Origin of the sequence: Seonamhaeicola algicola, assembly GCF_007997385.1 — a bacterium.
Taxonomy (GTDB): Bacteria; Bacteroidota; Bacteroidia; order Flavobacteriales; family Flavobacteriaceae; genus Seonamhaeicola; species Seonamhaeicola algicola.
Genome location: NZ_VOSC01000019.1, coordinates 314,821 through 333,870, shown reverse-complemented (window position 1 = coordinate 333,870; position 19,050 = coordinate 314,821). Strand labels below are relative to the sequence as shown.

14 protein-coding genes are annotated in these 19,050 nt (G+C 33.8%); all 14 read left to right on the top strand.

Annotation, left to right across the window (positions count from 1 at the left end; all coding sequences use genetic code 11):
• Positions 1 to 6: 6 nt before the first annotated feature.
• The 14 genes from FUA26_RS06830 (at position 7) to FUA26_RS06765 (ending at position 18,951) form a co-directional block, all read left to right on the top strand.
• The gene (locus FUA26_RS06830; RefSeq protein WP_246109095.1) at positions 7 to 945 is read left to right on the top strand and encodes an aldo/keto reductase; all 939 of its coding nucleotides are present in this window, start codon (positions 7 to 9) and stop codon (positions 943 to 945) included.
• A gap of 1 nt (position 946) precedes the next feature.
• Positions 947 to 1,966, top strand: coding sequence for a zinc-binding alcohol dehydrogenase family protein (locus tag FUA26_RS06825; protein WP_147133447.1), 1,020 nt, complete (start codon positions 947 to 949; stop codon positions 1,964 to 1,966).
• A gap of 110 nt (positions 1,967 to 2,076) precedes the next feature.
• On the top strand, positions 2,077 to 3,336 hold the full coding sequence (gene fucP / locus FUA26_RS06820) for an L-fucose:H+ symporter permease (RefSeq protein ID WP_147133444.1): 1,260 nt from the start codon (positions 2,077 to 2,079) through the stop codon (positions 3,334 to 3,336).
• A gap of 3 nt (positions 3,337 to 3,339) precedes the next feature.
• Positions 3,340 to 3,975: an L-rhamnose mutarotase gene (locus FUA26_RS06815; RefSeq protein ID WP_147133441.1), complete on the top strand. Its 636-nt coding sequence runs from the start codon at positions 3,340 to 3,342 to the stop codon at positions 3,973 to 3,975.
• Between the two features lie 24 nt (positions 3,976 to 3,999).
• Positions 4,000 to 5,490 (top strand): alpha-L-fucosidase, encoded by a 1,491-nt coding sequence (locus FUA26_RS06810; protein WP_147133438.1) that lies wholly within the window; start codon positions 4,000 to 4,002, stop codon positions 5,488 to 5,490.
• A gap of 11 nt (positions 5,491 to 5,501) precedes the next feature.
• On the top strand, positions 5,502 to 6,008 hold the full coding sequence (locus FUA26_RS06805; RefSeq protein ID WP_147133435.1) for a MaoC family dehydratase: 507 nt from the start codon (positions 5,502 to 5,504) through the stop codon (positions 6,006 to 6,008).
• A gap of 1 nt (position 6,009) precedes the next feature.
• The gene (locus FUA26_RS06800) at positions 6,010 to 7,530 is read left to right on the top strand and encodes an alpha-L-fucosidase (RefSeq protein ID WP_186826878.1); all 1,521 of its coding nucleotides are present in this window, start codon (positions 6,010 to 6,012) and stop codon (positions 7,528 to 7,530) included.
• A gap of 17 nt (positions 7,531 to 7,547) precedes the next feature.
• Positions 7,548 to 9,062 carry an alpha-L-fucosidase gene (locus FUA26_RS06795; protein ID WP_147133429.1) on the top strand — a complete coding sequence of 505 codons (1,515 nt, stop codon included), beginning with the start codon at positions 7,548 to 7,550 and terminating at the stop codon, positions 9,060 to 9,062.
• Between the two features lie 4 nt (positions 9,063 to 9,066).
• Positions 9,067 to 11,601 carry a glycoside hydrolase family 2 TIM barrel-domain containing protein gene (locus FUA26_RS06790; protein ID WP_147133426.1) on the top strand — a complete coding sequence of 845 codons (2,535 nt, stop codon included), beginning with the start codon at positions 9,067 to 9,069 and terminating at the stop codon, positions 11,599 to 11,601.
• A gap of 198 nt (positions 11,602 to 11,799) precedes the next feature.
• Positions 11,800 to 12,600: a glycoside hydrolase family protein gene (locus FUA26_RS06785; protein ID WP_186826877.1), complete on the top strand. Its 801-nt coding sequence runs from the start codon at positions 11,800 to 11,802 to the stop codon at positions 12,598 to 12,600.
• A gap of 148 nt (positions 12,601 to 12,748) precedes the next feature.
• Positions 12,749 to 14,371 carry a sulfatase family protein gene (locus tag FUA26_RS06780; RefSeq protein WP_147133423.1) on the top strand — a complete coding sequence of 541 codons (1,623 nt, stop codon included), beginning with the start codon at positions 12,749 to 12,751 and terminating at the stop codon, positions 14,369 to 14,371.
• 57 nt (positions 14,372 to 14,428) lie between these two features.
• Positions 14,429 to 15,664, top strand: a complete 1,236-nt coding sequence (locus tag FUA26_RS06775; RefSeq protein ID WP_147133420.1) for a glycoside hydrolase family 117 protein — start codon at positions 14,429 to 14,431, stop codon at positions 15,662 to 15,664.
• Between the two features lie 6 nt (positions 15,665 to 15,670).
• Positions 15,671 to 17,305 carry a glycoside hydrolase family 43 protein gene (locus FUA26_RS06770; RefSeq protein ID WP_147133418.1) on the top strand — a complete coding sequence of 545 codons (1,635 nt, stop codon included), beginning with the start codon at positions 15,671 to 15,673 and terminating at the stop codon, positions 17,303 to 17,305.
• Between the two features lie 14 nt (positions 17,306 to 17,319).
• Entirely contained in the window at positions 17,320 to 18,951 is a 1,632-nt protein-coding gene (locus FUA26_RS06765; RefSeq protein WP_147133415.1) for a glycoside hydrolase family 43 protein, read from the top strand.
• Positions 18,952 to 19,050: the final 99 nt, after the last annotated feature.

The following is a 19,050-nucleotide window of genomic DNA, read 5'->3' as shown; positions in this document are numbered from 1 at the left end:
TAAATTATGAAACCAACATATATAACAGGAGATCATTCTATCAGTCCAGCATTTAATAATCAAACCCGATTAGTTTACGGAACTTCTGGTTTGGGAGGCGTCTGGGGAAAAGTTGATCAGCGAGATTCTATTGATGCATTACTATATGCTTTTGAAAACGGAATTTCTGCTTTAGATACAGCGCCATCTTACGCCAATGCAGAGTATTATGTAGGAATGGCATTAAGAGAATGGAAAGGCGCTAAACCTTTTGTAAGTACTAAAATAGGACGATTAAAAGGCAAAGATGCTTTTGAAGTGAAACTAGATTATAGTACCGATGGTATGAAGCGTAGCTTAGATAACAGTTTAAAAACTTTAGGGGTAGATAAAATAGACCTGCTGTTTTTACACGAACCTCAGTTAGTGCCAATGGAAAATATAGATGAAGTTTTAAATACTTTAAAAGCATTTAAAGCTCAAGGTTTAGTAAATTCATTAGGTGTTGGTGGCAATCCTTCCGAAGCTTTCAAACCATATATAACAAAAGAAAATTTTGATGTAGTATCAGGTTTTCTTCACATGGATGCTTGTAATCTTTCTGCTTTTAATGGCGAAATTCAAAGTTATCATAAAGAAGGTATTGCTTATTATGCAGCTTCTGCTTTGCACTTTTCGCTTCTGGGTAATCGTTTTGAAAAATATAAATCTGAAGGGGTAGATGGTGAGTGGATTACTCAATTAGATATGGAAAATGCCATTAGAGTTAAAGCAGTAGCTGATAAATATAAAATGCCTCTAGCAACACTAGCACAACGTTACTTGTTTTCAATAAAAGAAGCAGATAGAGTAGTAATGGGAGCCAGAACACCAGCGCAAATAAAGGCAACTGTTGATGATTGGAATGCTGGTAAACTTTCTGAGGAATTATTTAATGAAGTAACAGCTTGTATTCAAACAAAATAAGATGAAGGTAGTTAGACTAAAAGAACCAGGTGTTTGGGAACAATTAGAGGTTGACAAACCAAATGAAGCATTATCTAAAGGTAATGCATTATTAAAGGTTAAGAAAATAGGTGTTTGTGGTACAGATTTGCACGCCTTTAAGGGGCAACAACCTTTTTTTAATTACCCTAGAATTTTAGGGCATGAATTAGCGGTTGAAGTAGTTGCAGTTGCAAATGACGTTACTAATGTATCGGTAGGTGATAAATGTTCTGTTGAACCTTATTACAACGATATTATTGGTCAAGCAGTTCGACGAGGTAAAACAAATTGCGGCGAACATTTACAAGTGTTAGGTGTGCATGTTGATGGCGGAATGCAAGAGTATTTTGTGTATCCAGCCAAATTTTTACATGCAACAAATTCATTGTCTGATGATCAATTGGCAATGATAGAACCTTTAGCAATTGGCTGTCATGCTGTAGACAGAGCCGATATTAAAGAAAATGATATTGTTTTAGTAATTGGTGTTGGGCCAATTGGTTTAGGTACTATTCAGTTTGCTCAGTTAAAAGGCGCAAGAGTTATAGCTATGGATGTTGATGATGCTAAACTTAAAAAATGTCAAGAAATTACTAAAGTAAAAGACACTATTAATGCGTTGGGTAATGTAGAAGAAGAATTAACCACACTTCTTAATGGCTATTTACCAACCGTTATTTTAGATGCAACTGGCAATAAAAACTCAATGATGAATACCTTTAAATATGCAGCGGCAGGAGGAACAATAGTCTTTATAGGATTGTTCATGGGCGATGTGGTGTTTCACGATCCTTCTTTTCATAAAAAAGAATTAACACTTAAAGCCAGTAGAGCAGCCATGGGAGAAGATTTTGGTAGAATTATAAGACTAATTGAAGCTGGTAAAATTGACGCTTCATCATTTATAACACATCGAATAAATTTTGATAATGTGTCCACTGAATTTGAAAAATTATATAAACAAAAAGATTTAATAAAAGCAATTATTGAAGTTAATTAACAGTAATTGTATACCATGCTGAACTTGTTTCGGCATCTCATTATTTGTAAAAAAAATATGACTCTAAAACACGTTAGAGCTATCAAAAACTAAACTAAAAACTAAACTAAATGCAAGAAAAAAAAGCCAATTATTCACAGTTTCTAGTTCCACTAATAATAGTAATGGCACTTATGTTTTTTTGGAATTTAAGTAGAAACATAAATGATGTTTTAATTCCACACTTAAAAAGAGCGTGTCAGTTAACAGATTTCCAATCGTCATTAGTACAGTCTGCCTTTTTCGGAGCTTATTTCGTAACAGCATTGCCTGCAGGATGGTATATCCAAAAAAAAGGATACAAAATGGGAATGATTACAGGTTTAGCAATTGCCGCAATAGGAGCCTTCTTGTTTTATCCAGCAGCCGAAACAAGGGTATATTCCTTTTTCTTGTTAGCCTTATTTGTTATGGCAGCAGGCTTTGCAATTTTAGAGGTAACAGCATCACCATATATCACAAAATTAGGTAGTCCTGAAGGCGCATCAAGTCGTTTAAGTATGGCAGCGGCCATAGGTTCTGTTGGGGCAACAATAGCGCCCTCATTAGCGGCGTTATTATTATTACATGAAGAAGATGTTTCGCAAGCCACCATTGATGCTTTTTCACCAAGCCAGTTAGAAACTTTTTTGTCTAGTGAAGCAGATTTGGTAAAACCACCTTACATTGTGCTAGGAGCTATTTTAGTAGTAATTGCTTTGGTTGTTGTATTTACTAAACTACCTATAATTAAAGAAGAACAAGGCGGAAGTAAAAAGCCATTAAAAGATATTTTAAAATTTAAACACACCCTTTATGGTGTTGGTGCAGAATTCTTTTATGTTGGCGCAGAGGTTGGTATTGTAAGTTTTATAATTCGTTATGCAAAGTGGTTTAACCTTCCAGAACTTACAGAACAAAAAGCAGCGCAATTTATTACAGCTTTTATGGGTTTAGTACTTGTTGGTAGGTTATTAGGTGTTTACATTTTAAAGAAATTTAAGCCGCAAAATGTATTAGTTGTTTGCAGTGTAAGTGCATTTGCTATGGTAACATTAGCCATAGTTACTAATGGTTATTTTTCGTTAACATGCTTATCTATTGTTGGCTTCTTTACTTCAATTATCTACCCAATTATTTTTAGTTTAAGTATGCAAGATCTTAAAGAGTATACAAAAACAGGGTCTTCGGTATTTTTATTAGGTATAGTTGGGGGCGCTATAGTACCACCATTAATGGGGTATATTTCTGATACTGTTGGTATAAAATATTCATTTATCATTCCGTTAATTTGTTATGTGTATTTATTATTCTTCGGAATAAAGGGGTATAAGGTTAAGATAAAAGCATAAATAATGAGTGCTAAAAAATTTAAACGCTTTACATATTTGTTTTCTGAAGAAAGTACAGCGTATAAAGTAATAAAAAAATTAAATGCTGAAGATTTTCAGAAACATATAAAAAAGTCAGGAATATTATCTATTGAAGTTTATCAAAAATCACCAAACTATTTTGTTTTAATAGATACTGAAGTTCATCTAACAAATGATGAGGTTAGTACAATACTTTCAACCCAATTAAATGCTTTAGAACGCATATATGAATTTGAACAAAAAGAAATTTACAAAGCCAAAGAAGGACAATTAAAAACCCGCATTGGAGAAAAAAAACGCTTTGTATGGACACTATTATTGCAAGAAGATGAAACGCTTATAGAAGAATACAAAGAAGTTCACAGCATGGGTAAAGCATGGCCAGAAATAACCAACAATATGAAAACAGTTGGTGTAAAAGACATGGAAATTTACCTTTCAGGTACACAAGCCATCTTGATAATGGATACCAAACCAGATTTCAATTTAGATGAGGTAGGCCCTAAATGGCAAAAATTACCGCGAGAGGAGGAGTGGCAGGCTTATGTAGCAAAATTTCAAAGAACTGATCCCAACAGTTCAATTCAAGAAAAATGGCAGGATATGAGACGACTATAAAATTTTAAAGCTTAAACTAAAACAATGAAAAAACGTTTACTAATTCTGTTAGGGCTAATGGTTTTAAACTTTGGTCAAAATGGGTATTCCCAAAAGTCTGCCGAAAAGTTTCAACCAACTTGGGAATCTTTACAACAATACGAATGTCCTGAGTGGTTCAGAGACGCCAAATTTGGTATCTATACCCATTGGGGCGTTTACTCCGTACCAGAAACTGAATCTGACTGGTATGGTACGCATATGTATAATAAAACACATCCAAACTACAAGTATCATAAGGAAACTTATGGTGACCAAAAAGAATTTGGATACAAGGATTTAGTACCACTTTTTAAAGCAGAAAAGTTTAATGCAGATGAATGGGCAGATTTGTTTGTAGAATCAGGCGCACGTTTTGCTGGACCAGCAGGTGAACATGCTGATGGTTTTTCTATGTGGAATTCTAAAGTAAACCCTTGGAACTCTGTTGAAATGGGACCTAAACGTGATATAACGGCCGAATTAGAAAAGGCCATTCGTAAGCGTGGTTTAAAATATGTTGTAAGCTTACACCATTCTTGGTTATGGGGCTGGTTCCCAACCTGGGATAAAACCACAGATTGCGCAGACCCAGCAAATGCTTCACTATATGGTGAAAAGGTACCTAAAACCGCATGGCAACTAGACAAAGGAAGTACATGGTACACCGTAAATCCAATGCCAAGTGAAGCATTTGAGCGTGTATGGCTAGAAAAGGTAAAAGAGGTAGTAGATGGTTATTCGCCAGATTTACTTTGGTTTGATAATCGTATTCAAATACTTTCAGAAGGTATACGTAAACAGATGATGGCCTATGCATACAATGAAGCAGCCAAAAAAGAACAAGAATTTGTTCTAACATTTAAGCGGCCAGATTTTCCTTTGGGAACAGGAACCGTAGATTTAGAACGCTCTAGAATGCCTGATATTTATCCAGAACCGTGGTTGACAGACAATTCTATTTCTAAACAAAAATGGATTTGGCATAAAGACTTAAAATGCTATCCAACCAATAATTTAATAGACGATTTGGTTGACATTGTAAGTAAAAATGGTAATCTACTATTAAATGTGGCACCACATCCTAATGGCACTATTCCTGATGAACAGAAGCAGCGTTTAAGAGAAATGGGTAAATGGTTAAAACTAAACGGAGAAGCTATTTATGAAAGCCGTCCATGGTTAATATATGGAGAAGGCCCAACCGAAACAAAAACAGGACATTTAGCCGATATGCAGTTTGATGGTTTCGGTGATAAAGATATTCGATTTACTACGCGTAATGGCCAGCTATATGCCATTGCCTTAGGTTGGCCAGAATCTGGAGTTTTACCGATAAAATCCCTAAGCACTAGCAAGTATAACGGAAACATTAAAACCGTAGAATTAATAGGTCATAATGGTAAATTAAAGCATAAACAGACCATAGACGCACTTAGTATTCAATTACCAGATACTAAACCATGTGAGCACGCATTTGTGTTTAAAATCAATTAAAAATTATAGTTATGCCAGAAAACACGCCACTAGAACAACATAAAGACATTCCATTATATAACACGGAAACATGGTTGTATGAAGATTTTAAATTAGGCCAAAAAGACCGATCAATAAGCAGAACAATATCAGAAGGCGAAGCTATGATGTTTAATGGTTTGGTATTAGATATGCACCCTTATGTAGGAGACCAAGTATTTGCCGAAGAAGAAGGCCTCTTTGGAAAACGCTTAGTTGCAGGAGCAATGGTATTCAGCTTAGGTTTAGGCTTAATGGCCAATAACAATGTTAATACGTTTAGTTATGGTTATGATAAGTTACGTTTTATAAAACCTGTTTTTATTGGAGACACAATTTACACAGTTAGAACACACCTTAATAAAACACCTAAGTATGATGAAATGGGCTTAATAACTGTGAGTTATGAGGTTTATAAACAACCAGGAGAACTAGTATTATATTGTGAGCACTTACAAACAGTGAAGTATAGAAATTCAGTAAATTTTAAAAAAGGGTAAGTTGAAAAAAGGTTTATTTTTTATATTAGTTTTATCATTTATAGGCTGCAATTCCAAAAAAGGTTCTAATAATACTGATGCATTAAAAGCAAATGTATATAAACCTACTTGGTCATCGCTTCAGCAGCACGAAACTCCTCAATGGCTTAAAGACGCTAAATTTGGTATTTACACACATTTTTCATTAGAAAGTATGAGGTTTAAAAATGGAAACGAAAATAAACACTTTCATGAACTTTTAAATGAGTTTAAGTTTGAGAATTTTAATGCCGCAGCATGGGCAGAACTTTTTAAGCGCGCTGGTGCAAAATTTGCTGGACCAGTTGCTTGGCATGGTAGTGGCATGGTACACTGGAATAGTGATGTTACAGAGTTTGATGTGGTTGATAAGGGCCCCAAAAAGGACATCACTGGATTATTAAAAGAAGAGATTACAAAAAGAGACATGAAATTCTTAATGTCTTTTCATACTGGTTATTGGTATAGGGCATTACTAGACAGAGATAATCCTGGTAGAAAAAAACCTGAATTTTACGAGTTGTATGGAGAACCACATGATGAAAATGTTACCAATTTTACACCTTGGAAAGACCACGCTGAAAAACAATCAAAATATTCCAATACTTATAGTGATTTGTGGTTAAAAAAAATGATGGAGTCTACCACAAAATATTCCCCCGATATTTCTTGGGCCGATGTTTCATTTGGAGGCTCGGTTTGGGCACATAATGTAGGCAAATTTAAACATGGTAAAACACTTTCTGATAGCCTTTATTTTGGAGGATATGATGAAGTTAGGCAACGAAAATATTTGAGTCATTTTTTTAATAATGCGCTTGAAAAAAATAAAGAAGTAGAATTTGTTTACAAAGAACATGATATTCCTCCGGGAATTGGTATGAGAAATTTTGAAAACGGATTAATTGATAAACTAACCTATGACACTTGGATGACAGATATAGATATTTGTAACCCAGTAAGTTGGTGGTACAAACCAAACATAGGTATTAAAAAAGCTAATTTACTAGTAGACATGCTTGTTGACATTACTGCAAAAAACGGGATACTTCTATTAAACGTACCTCCTAAACCTGATGGTACTTTTGCGCAATTCATAAAAGATGAATTGTATGAAGTTGGTGATTGGCTACAATTAAATGGAGAAGCTATTTACGGTACAATGCCTTGGAGCATTTATGGAGAAGGGCCTTCGTATTTACCAGTAACAGGGCATTATTCAGAGAAAAGAGAAAATGCAAAATATACAGATAAAGATTTTAGGTTTACTCAAAAAGATAACACTTTATATGCTATATGTCTAGGGATACCTAAAGGCGAAATAACAATAAATTCATTAGGAAGCAATGCCAGATTGAATAAAAATGATATTGTTTCTCTTGAACTAATTGGTAGTGATGCAAAAATTGAATACCATCACAACCCATATAATTTAACATTACAAATGCCAGCTAATTTTGAAGGAAAATATGCTTGCGTTTTTAAAATTAAACGAAAATCATAACATACTAAATAAAAAAAATGAAAAAAATACTTATAGTTCTTTTAGCAATTTTGGCCTTCGCATGTAAAGACCAAAATCAAGATAAAGCTACTGAAGAAATTGCAGGAACCGAAAAATATAAAGAAAACTGGGAAAGTTTAAAACAATACGAAATTCCGCAATGGATGAAAGATGCCAAATTTGGGATTTTTATTCATTGGGGGCCAAACTCTGTAGCAGAATTACACACCGATTGGTATCCGCGTTGGATGTATTTAGATGAAGGACATGTAGATCATACAACAGGAAAGAAAGTAAATGATATTCCGCATCCGGCATCTGTGTATCACAAAGAAAAATTTGGAGATCCAAAAACATTTGGTTTTAAAGACTTAATACCAATGTGGACTATGGAAAATTTTGATGCCAAAGCCTGGGTAGATTTATTTAAAGAAGCAGGTGCTCAATATGTAGTTCCCGTAGCAGAACATCATGATGGTTTTGCTCTATATGAATCTAGCATAACACCATACAACGCTGTTGCTATGGGGCCAAAAAAGGATGTTTTAAAAGAGTTAACAGACGAAATTAAAAATCAAGGACTCATCTGTGGTGTAAGCTCTCATTTAGCTTTTAACTGGAACTTTTACACGCAAAGCGACAGATTTGATACTGGAAATCCAGAATATGCCGCTTTATATGCCCCACAGCATGAACCGTATTCGCCAGCAAGTGCAGCATGGTTAGCTGATACTTGGTGGCCTAGAACTAAAGAAATTATTGATAAATACCAACCAGATATTCTTTGGTTCGATTTTTATTTAGACCGTCCGGAGTTTGCTCCTTACCATAAAAAACTAGCTGCTTACTATTACAATTCAGGCTTAAAACGCAACAAAAATGTGGTTCTTCAAACCAAAAACTTACATTATGAGTCTTTTAAACCAGGAACACACATGCTAGATTTAGAGCGTAGTAAAATGGACTCATTACGTAAAGATTATTGGCAAACAGACACCTCTATAGGTAAAAATTCTTGGTATTACGCTAAAAACTGGATACCAAAATCGGCTGAAAGTTTAGTTGCAGATTTAATGGATATTGTGAGTAAAAATGGGTGTTTATTGTTAAATATTGGCCCAAGAAAAGATGGCATTATACCCGATGATCAAAAACAAACATTATTAGAAATAGGCGAGTGGTTAAAAATAAATGGAGAGGCTGTTTACGGTTCTAAATATTATGATGTTTACGGCGAAGGACCAACAAAAACTGAAACAGGACATCTGTCTGAAGGTAAAAATAAAGGCTTTACAGAACAAGACATTCGTTTCACTACAAGAAATGGTTTTATTTACGCAACTATTTTAGTTCCGCCTACAAAAGACATTAATATTAAGTACCTTTCAACTACAAAATTACATGTGAAAGATGTCCAACTTTTAGGATTTGATGGTGAAATTAAGTTTAATCAAACAGAAAATGGATTAAACATTTCATTACCAGAAAACACAAATCTTAAAAACGCTTGGGTGTTTAAAATAAAAAAGTAAATAAATGAAATGCAAAACGTATATTATATTGCTAGTTTTAGCATCAATAATAGCATCATGTTCTAATTCTGATATTCAACCACGAAGTATAGAAGATTTCAATTTTAATTGGAAGTTTATAAAGGGAGACCATTCAAACGCCGAAATATTAAGTTATAATGATGCTTCTTGGGAAGTTGTTAGACTTCCGCATGATTGGAGTATCCTCGCAGGATATCAAAAAGAGAATACTGCAGCAAGCACTGGTTTTTCTGAGGGAGGCATTGGTTGGTACAGAAAAGAATTTCAAGTACCAAAAACTGATGAAGGAAAAGCTATTTGGATTGAGTTTGATGGTATTTATAATAACGCTACGGTTTGGATAAACGGTACAAAACTTGGTTTTAGACCCAATGGTTATGCCAGTTTTTCTTATGATTTAACTGAGCATTTAAACTATGGCGAAAATAATGTGGTAGCTGTGAGAGTAGATCACACAGCTTATGTAGATTCTAGGTGGTATACAGGGTCTGGAATTTATAGAGATGTACGGTTTGTAAAAACTTCAAAAGTTCATATTCCACAATGGGGAGTAAGAGTTACTACCCCTAATGTTGATAAAAGTAGAGCTTCAGTACATATTGAATCAAGAGTTGTTGGTGCCAATGATAGTGTTGAAATTGAAACTCAAATTTTAGATGGAAACGGTACCCAAGTAGCCTTTGAGAAAACAGATATCTTAACAGAAGGAAACAAATGTATTCAAACTCTAAATGTTGAGAACCCAACTTTATGGGGTATACAAACACCTAATTTATATACTGCCATTATTTCGGTTAAACACAACGGGGCATTAGTTGATAAAGTAGTACAAGAATTCGGAATTAGAAAATTCCGTTTTGATTCAAATAAAGGCTTCTTCCTTAATGATGAAAACGTTAAAATTAAAGGGGTTAACCTTCATCATGATGCTGGAGCTGTTGGAGCAGCAGCTACTAAATCAATCTGGGAGTATAGGGTTGCCAAATTAAAATCTATAGGCGTTAATGCAATACGTATGGCACATAATCCGCATTCACCTCTATTAATGGAAGTTTGTGATGAAATGGGAATGTTGGTTATGAATGAGTTTTTTGATGAGTGGCACAACCCTAAAGCCAAAAGTGTTAACTATTTAGGTGACAATGCTGCAGAAGATACTATTTCTAAAGGATATAGCAGTGTTTTCTTTGAATGGGCTGAAAAAGATTTAAAAGCATTAATTCAAAGAGATTTTAATCACCCTTCGGTAATAATGTGGAGTATAGGCAATGAAATTGAATGGACTTTTCCTAATTATTCTAAAACTTATAGTGAAGTAGAAGGAGATATTAATGAATATAAAGGCCCTCCAACTTATGATGTATCAAAAATAAAACCAGTATTTAATAAATTAACAGGAGGTGTAGATTCGTTATCAATTGTAGCTCACAAATTATCCAAGTGGGTTAAGGAAGAAGATACTACAAGACCTGTTGTTTGTGGAAGTGTGAGACCAACAGTAGCTTTTGCAAGTGGTTACGCCGATGCAGTAGATGTACTCGGATTAAATTATAGAGCCATTGATTATGATGTGGCCCATAAAGCTTTTCCAGAGAAATGTTTATTAGGTTCAGAAAACTGGGTAGCTTATTCTGAATGGAAAGCTGCTCTAGAGCGTGATTTTATTCCTGGTATTTTCGTTTGGACTGGTTTTGCCTATTTAGGAGAAGCAGGCCCATGGCCAAGAAAAGGACTAAACATTTCACTATTCGATTTTGCAGGATTTAAGAATCCAAGAGGCCATTTCTTTGAGTGCCTTTGGAAAGAAGACCCTAAAGTATATATGGTAACAACGCCTGCTTCTGAATCGGAATTTTCTTTTACAAAAAACGAAGGATGGAAATTTGATATACAATACACACCACCTCCAGTTTGGAATAAGCTGAGGTTGTGGGAGTGGTATAAAGTAAATGAACATTGGAATTACAATGATAATGAGCCAATAGTTGTTCAAACATATACAAACTGTGAAGAAGCGGAATTATTTCTTAACGGAAAAAGCCTAGGTAAACAAGCCTTAGCCGATTTTAAAGAAGAAGACAATATTATAAAATGGTTAGTGCCATACAAGAAAGGAGAGCTAAAGGTAATTGGTTATAATAAAGGTGAAGTAGTAAGTGAGTATCAAATTAGTACAACAGGTGCTCCAGCTTCAATAAAACTAAATACTGATAAAACCACATTAAAAGCAAATAACTATGATGTAGCACACGTATACGTTACGTTATACGACGAAGCAGGAAATAAGGTAACAAACGTTAATGAGGATATTACGTTTGATGTATCTGAGGGAGCAGACTTAATAGCAGTAGATAATGGTTGGGAAATGAATGTAAGTCCTCATAATACAAATAAAGTACAAACACATAAAGGTAGAGCTTTGGGTATTATTCGTTCTAAAGCACAAAAAGGAGCCATAAATATTACAGCTAGTTTAGGTAATATAAAAAGTGATGTTTTAACACTAATTTTAGAATAAACCTTAAAATTAAATAGTGAAACATTTAATTTTAAATATAAATTGACGGTTATATTTATTTGTATGATTATTGTAACTACTTTTTCTAAATCGCCCAAAACACTTGTAAATCAAGGGTAAAGGTTCATGAATTAAGTGATGAAGATAAAACAGCTTATTGATTATATACGTGTTTATAAATTAAAAAAATAATAATAGATGACTAAGCTAATTTTTTATTCTTACTTATTAATATCTTGTGCAAATAAAGTGAGTGAAAATATAAATACTAAAAAAAATATATATAATGATATTACCCTAGAATTGGGTAAAGTATCTGATTTTTCAAATTTTACTGATACTGATAATATTACTGTTTGGGGAGGTTCAGCTATAAAAGGTGAAGATGGTTTATATCACATGTTTTATTCTCGTTGGAAGAAGAATTTAGGTTGGGCTTGGGTAACACATTCTGAAATAGCTCATGCGGTTTCAACATCTCCATTCGGACCATTTAAACATAAAGATGTAGTTTTTCCTAGAAGAGGCGCAGAATATTGGGATGGTTTGTGTACACATAATCCAACAACACATAAGTTTGAAGGTAAATATTATCTTTACTATATGGGTAATACTGGTGATGATGTAAACCCATGTGTACCTGGAAAGATTGAATATAATTGGACTCATAGAAATAACCAACGCATCGGAGTAGCGGTAGCTGATAACCCAAATGGCCCTTGGAAACGTTTTGATGAGCCACTTATAGATGCCAGTGAAGATGAAAATGCTTTAGATGGATTTGATTGGAAACTATCTAAAAACCCACTAGTTTCTAAATTAGAAATAACAAAACAAGACGGTAGCATACAAAAACTTAAACATTTAGAGCGTCCGCAAATGTTTTTTGAAAACGGAAAGCCAATAGCTTTATTTTGTGCAGCCGATACTTTAGATACTAAGGGGGTTTTACACTCATGGAATGTACAAATACCAATAAAAATTTTAAATAATAAATAAGATTAAGGATTTGTATTTTTTATTGGTTGCATTCTATTAGTTACCAACTGTGCTAAACCTAATTATAATTCTAGTAAAAAAACACCTGAAGATTTTGATGAAATATTTAATTTTTAGGTTTGAAAATATAATATTTAATTAAAACTAAATGTACGTTATAAAAAGACACTATAAGAAAAAAGTATTACCATTGCTATTAGGGTTATTGGTATCATTTGCTTTTGCACAAAAAAATATAGAAGCAACTAAAAAAAAATCATCAAAGCCTAACATTATCTTCATAATGTCTGATGATCATACCTCACAAGCCATTGGAGCTTATGGAGGCAGACTTTCAAACTTAAATTTAACTCCTAATTTAGATACGTTAGCAAACAACGGTATACGTTTTACAAATGCATTTTGTAACAATTCAATTTGTACACCAAGTAGGGCTTCAATAATATCAGGACAATACCCGCAAACTAATGGTGTTTTAGATTTAGATATTGCTCTAGATCCTGAAAAGCAATATTTACCTAAAGAGTTGAAAAAGTTAGGGTATTCAACAGCTGTAATAGGAAAATGGCATTTACATATAGAACCTTCGGCCTTTGATTATTATAAAGTTTTACCAGGTCAAGGTAAGTATTTTAATCCTTCGTTTTACGAAAAAGGTAAAGGCCCATGGAAAAAAAATAAAGTAGAAACTACAGGGCATTCAACCGATGTTATTACTGATGCCTCTATTGATTATTTAAAAAATAGAGATAAAAATAAACCATTCTTTTTAATGCATCATTACAAAGCACCACATGATATGTTTGAATATGCACCTAGATACGAAGATTTTTTAGCCAATACAGAAATTCCGGAACCATCAAGCTTATATTATCAACCTAATTGGGGCTCAGAAGGAACAAGAGGGAAAAACGATTCGTTAGTAAATTATATAGGTACATCCATTTCTAACAGGCATATGTACAGAAACTACAACAAGTTTTTTCATGAAGATAGTTTACAAGGGCGCGCTAACTCTGCACACGTAGCTTACCAAGATTATTTAAAAAGATACTTACGCTGTGTAAAAGGTGTTGATGATAATTTAGGCCGATTATTTGCCTATTTAAAAGAGGAAGGCCTTTGGGAGAACACTGTTATTATTTACACAGGAGACCAAGGCATGATGCTTGGTGAACACGATTTACAAGATAAACGTTGGATGTATGACGAGTCTATGCGCATGCCATACATAATGCACTACCCAAAAATGATAAAACCACAAAGCGTAACAGATTTGTTAATAAACAACACAGATTATGCCCCAACCATGATAGAACTTGCAGGCGGAAAAACACCAGAGTACATGCAAGGTAAAAGTTTTATAAACACCTTACAAGGTAAAGAAGAAAATAACTGGAGAGAAACTACGTATTACCGTTACTGGATGCATATTATACATCATTATGTGCCAGCACATTTTGGGGTGCGTTCAAAAGATTATAAACTTATGTTTTACTACGGAAAACATTATTTACCAGAAAAAGATTTTAAAAAGCATTATTGGGCAACACAATATTATGGCATTGAACGCGAAACGCCCCATACATGGGAGTTTTATGATTTAAAAAACGATCCTGAAGAATTGCATAATCGCTATAACGATCCTGAATACAAAGCTATTATTGATAAAATGAAAGTACAACTTAAACAACAACGTATTGATTTAAATGAAACTGATGAAAACTTTCCTGAAATTCAAGCAATAGTTGATAAACATTGGAATGATTAATTTATGGTAAACCTTTCAATAAACAATTTTAAAGCATAAAATAATAAACTAAAAATAATGAAGTTTTTTATCACCATTTTGTGTTTTGTCACACTACTTTTTTCATGTAATACTAAGCAAGAATCAAAAGCTGAAAATATTACAGAAACTAAACCGCAATACACCCAAGAAGATTATGATTTTCTTGCCATAGGAAACCCTAATAAGATGAGTGCTGCATCAAAAAGAGCACTAAGAAACAATTATCATAAAAATGACCAGTGGTTTGGCACATTCAATAATCACGAATTAAAAGGAGATATAGGTTATGAAAAAGGTGTTATTCGCCGCGATCCTACAATGGTTATTCAGGTTAATGGTTTGTATTACACTTGGTATTCAAAATCTGTAGGTAAAACATATGGGTTTGGCACGGGTGATCCTGAAAAAAAAGTATTCCCTTGGGATAAAACCGAAATTTGGTATGCAACGTCAAAAGATGGTTGGGATTGGAAAGAACAAGGTGTAGCTATTACCTATGGCCCAAAAGGCGCTTATGACGATAGATCTGTTTTTACACCTGAAATTTTAGCACATAACGGCAAATATTATTTGGTGTATCAATGTGTTAAAGCACCGTATTTAAACAGAACTTTTAATACGGTAGGCATGTCTATTGCTAATAGCCCTAATGGACCATGGAAACGACTTGAAGCACCTATTTTAGAAGCTTCAAAAGATGGCGAATGGTTAGGAGAAGAAGACAGTAGGTTTGCAGTAAAATCTCAAGGAAGCTTTGATAGCCAGAAGGTACATGACCCAACATTACTATACTATAAAAATAAATTCTATTTGTATTACAAAGGCGAGCGCATGGGTGAACGAAATACAGCTGGCGGACGCGAAATTCGTTGGGGTGTTGCCATTGCCGATAGTATAACGGGACCTTATGTAAAATCTGAATACAACCCAATTACACATAGTGGGCATGAGCTTTGTGTATGGAAATACAAAGAGGGTATTGCTATGGTATCATCACACGACGGACCAGAAAGACAAACCATACAATATGCGCCAGATGGTATTAATTTTGAAATAATGGCTTATGTAAACTGGGTACCTTCAGCTATGGGGCTTGTTACCACTTTAGATAATGATAAGCATCCAACCGAGGCTTTAAGTTGGGGGCTTCATCATATGTCTAAAAATTACCCAGGCAAACCTTGGTGGGCAGGAGATCAATATTTGGCAAGATTTAGTTTTTCAAGAAACAGAAACACCAAAGCAGAGTTTGCTGATGGGTATAAAGATTAAAAAGAAATGCATTTAGTATTCAAAATAGTAGTTTTTTTATTAAGTGGTTTTATTTTTTCTCAGAATACTCCAAATACATTTAAAAACCCAATTGTTTCAGGTTTTCACTCAGATCCTTCAATATGTAGAGTAGGTAATACTTATTATATGACACATCCTACATTAGAATGGTTTCCTGCATTACCTATAATGCGCAGTAAAGATTTGGTTAATTGGGAAAAAATTGGACACGCTATTGAAAGGGTAGATCAAATACACTTTCCTGATGGTTTAGATAATTCATTGGGTATGTTTGCTCCAAGTATTAGATATAATAACGGAACATTTTATGTTATTTGTACCTGCGTGGGTTGTAATGGTAATTTTATTGTTACAGCAACTAACCCTGAAGGTCCATGGTCAGACCCTATTTGGATTAAAGGTCCGGGGAGCATAGATCCTACACTGTTTTGGGATGATGATGGTAAATCTTATTTTTTAGCTGCTGGCATTGTAAATGGAAACAGAAATAAATGGCCAGGAATAAATGGCATTTTCATGCAGGAAATAAACGTTAAAACGGGTGGTTTATTAGGAGAGCCAATACAACTTACACATGGGCATGCTTCAAATGCTATGTGGACAGAAGGACCAAGACTTTTTAAAATAAATGGCGAGTACCTTTTAATGGTAGCTGAAGGAGGTACTAATGAAAATCATGCTATAACAGTTTTTAATAGTAAAAACCTATGGGGACCATATATTCCTAACCATGCTAACCCTGTAATGACGCATAGACACTTGGGCTATACATACCCAATAGTTAAAACAGGTCATGGAGATCTAGTCCAAACCCAACAAGGAAATTGGTGGGCTGTTTTACATGCTAAAAGACCTATTAAAGGACAATCGGTTTTATGCAGGGAAACATTTTTAGCAAAAGTAGAAATGACTAATCAAGAAAGTGGAGTTACCCCAGTTTTCAATCCGGGAATAGGTTTGCTTCAGTTTGAACAAGAACGACCTAATTTACCATGGTCACCGGTTAAAAAAATACAAGAAAGAGATGAATTTAACAATGAAAAGTTGGGGTTTGAATGGATTTGTTTACGTTCGCCCATCGAAAATTGGTATAAATTAGAAGAAGGAAAATTAAAACTAAAATTAAGACCTAAAGTAATTGATAGCTTGGTAAATCCATCGTTTTGGGCACAGCGTATTCGTTCTCATCATTTTGAAATAAGTACACAATTAACGTTTAATACTAAAAAAAATAATGAGCAAGCTGGTTTAGTGGTTTACCGAAAATCAAGTACACATTATCAATTATTGAAAGAAAAAAGCACTATTTCTTTAATAAAAACTGTAGCATTAAAACAAACAGGAACAGCATCAACAAAAACGGTTGTTGCTACAGTACCATATTCAAAAGACGATGTTGTTTTAAAGGTGAAAGGGTATAATTTAGATCTTCAGTTTTATTACGGTGAAAATGAAAACACTTTAAAACCAATAGGTAAAGTTCAAGATTTTTCTATTGTTAGTGATGAAATTGCTGGAAGATTTAATGGTACTGTAGCAGGATTATACGCTACTTCAAACAATATAAAAAGTAGTAATTGGGCCATTTTTAATTGGTTCCAAAATAGAAACATAAACTAAACATTTATATAAGCATGAAAAAACAACATACAGCATTTTTATTATATCTGTTTTCATATCTAGTAATAGCACAAAAGGCACCTGAAACTTTTAAAAACCCAATTTTGTCTGGGTTTTATCCAGATCCTTCAATTTGTAGAGTGGATGATACTTATTATATGGTAAACTCGTCTTTTGAGTGGTACCCAGGTTTACCAATACATAAAAGTAAAGATTTAGTTAATTGGCAAAAAATTGGTTATGGTTTACATAGGTCAGATCAAATAGTTTATGAAGATGGCCTTAGAAATTCAAATGGCATTTTTGCACCATCTATTAGATATAACAATGGTACTTTTTATATAATAACAACAATGGTAGGGCAAAAAGGTAATTTCATTATTACAGCTAAAAACCCAGAAGGACCTTGGAGTGACCCAATGTGGATTGATAATGCACCTGGTATAGATCCTTCTTTGTTTTGGGATGACGATGGACGCTGTTATTACACAGGAGCTGGCATTGTTGATGGAACCCAAAAAGAATGGCCTGGAAAAAACGGTATTTGGATGCAAGAAATAGACCCCGACAAAGGGGTGCTTTTAGGCGAAAAAAAACAATTAACTTATGGGCATGCATCTAATGCACGTTGGGCTGAAGGGCCTCACTTATATAAAATTGATGGCGAGTATTTGTTATTAATTGGAGAAGGAGGAACTGGAGAATACCATGCTGTAACTGTTTTTAATAGTAAAAGTTTATGGGGGCCATATATACCCAACCATTCTAACCCTGTTATGACGCATCGTCATTTAGGAAAAACACATTTCATTGGTCAAACAGGACATGCCGATTTGGTACAAACACAAAACGGCGATTGGTGGAGTGTTATGCTAGCTAAAAGACGGGTTGATGGTTTTATAACACTTGCTAGAGAAACTTTTTTGGCAAAAGTAGAAATGACACAACAAGAAAGTGGTATAACACCAATTTATAACCCAGGTAAAGGTTTATTGCAAGCAGTACAAGAACGTCCAAATTTACCATGGACACCTGTACCTGAAATTCCCGAAAAAGATGATTTTAATAAAAATAATTTAGCTTTAGAATGGAACTTTTTAAGATCACCAAAGTATGAGTGGTACAAAATAATTAATGGTGATTTAGAGTTACAATTACGTCCTGAAACAGTTTCAGAATTAGTAAATCCTTCCTTTATAGCTCAACGTACTCGTCATCATAATTATATAGCTTCTACTAAATTAGTATTTAAAACAAATAAAGAGAATGAAAAAGCAGGTTTAGTTATTTACCGAAGACATGGTAATCATTTTCAATTACTAAAAACTAAAAATGAAATTATTTTATTAAAAACATTACAAAAAGATAATAAAGGTGATTTTCAATCAGAAAAAATAGCTTCAGTAGCATATACAAAAAAAGAAGTCATTTTTAAAGTTGACGTAAATAGTATAAACGCACAGTTTTATTATGGTGAAAATGAAAACAGTTTAAAAGTAATTGGAAACATACAGGATTATACGGTAATTTCTGATGATGTCGCACAACGTTTTAACGGTGTTTATATTGGTATGTATGCTACTTCTGAAGGTAATAAAAGTAGCAAAACCGCAAGTTTTGATTGGTTTGAGTATAAACAAAAATAGATTTTTAACTTTTGCCAGTGGTTTGTACTTTATTAAGGTTAAGAAAGATGATAGTGATAAAATAAAAAAGTTAATTAAAAAATTAATACTGTTTTGAAA

What these genes read in the sequence shown, in the direction of transcription:
- FUA26_RS06830 (WP_246109095.1), top strand. Translation starts at nt 7, where the DNA reads ATGAAACCAACATATATAACAGGAGATCATTCTATCAGTCCAGCATTT.
- FUA26_RS06810 (WP_147133438.1), top strand. Translation starts at nt 4,000, where the DNA reads ATGAAAAAACGTTTACTAATTCTGTTAGGGCTAATGGTTTTAAACTTT.
- FUA26_RS06795 (WP_147133429.1), top strand. Translation starts at nt 7,548, where the DNA reads ATGAAAAAAATACTTATAGTTCTTTTAGCAATTTTGGCCTTCGCATGT.
- FUA26_RS06765 (WP_147133415.1), top strand. Translation starts at nt 17,320, where the DNA reads ATGAAAAAACAACATACAGCATTTTTATTATATCTGTTTTCATATCTA.
- FUA26_RS06825 (WP_147133447.1), top strand. Translation starts at nt 947, where the DNA reads ATGAAGGTAGTTAGACTAAAAGAACCAGGTGTTTGGGAACAATTAGAG.
- FUA26_RS06785 (WP_186826877.1), top strand. Translation starts at nt 11,800, where the DNA reads ATGACTAAGCTAATTTTTTATTCTTACTTATTAATATCTTGTGCAAAT.
- FUA26_RS06775 (WP_147133420.1), top strand. Translation starts at nt 14,429, where the DNA reads ATGAAGTTTTTTATCACCATTTTGTGTTTTGTCACACTACTTTTTTCA.
- FUA26_RS06790 (WP_147133426.1), top strand. Translation starts at nt 9,067, where the DNA reads ATGAAATGCAAAACGTATATTATATTGCTAGTTTTAGCATCAATAATA.
- FUA26_RS06780 (WP_147133423.1), top strand. Translation starts at nt 12,749, where the DNA reads ATGTACGTTATAAAAAGACACTATAAGAAAAAAGTATTACCATTGCTA.
- fucP (WP_147133444.1), top strand. Translation starts at nt 2,077, where the DNA reads ATGCAAGAAAAAAAAGCCAATTATTCACAGTTTCTAGTTCCACTAATA.
- FUA26_RS06805 (WP_147133435.1), top strand. Translation starts at nt 5,502, where the DNA reads ATGCCAGAAAACACGCCACTAGAACAACATAAAGACATTCCATTATAT.
- FUA26_RS06770 (WP_147133418.1), top strand. Translation starts at nt 15,671, where the DNA reads ATGCATTTAGTATTCAAAATAGTAGTTTTTTTATTAAGTGGTTTTATT.
- FUA26_RS06815 (WP_147133441.1), top strand. Translation starts at nt 3,340, where the DNA reads ATGAGTGCTAAAAAATTTAAACGCTTTACATATTTGTTTTCTGAAGAA.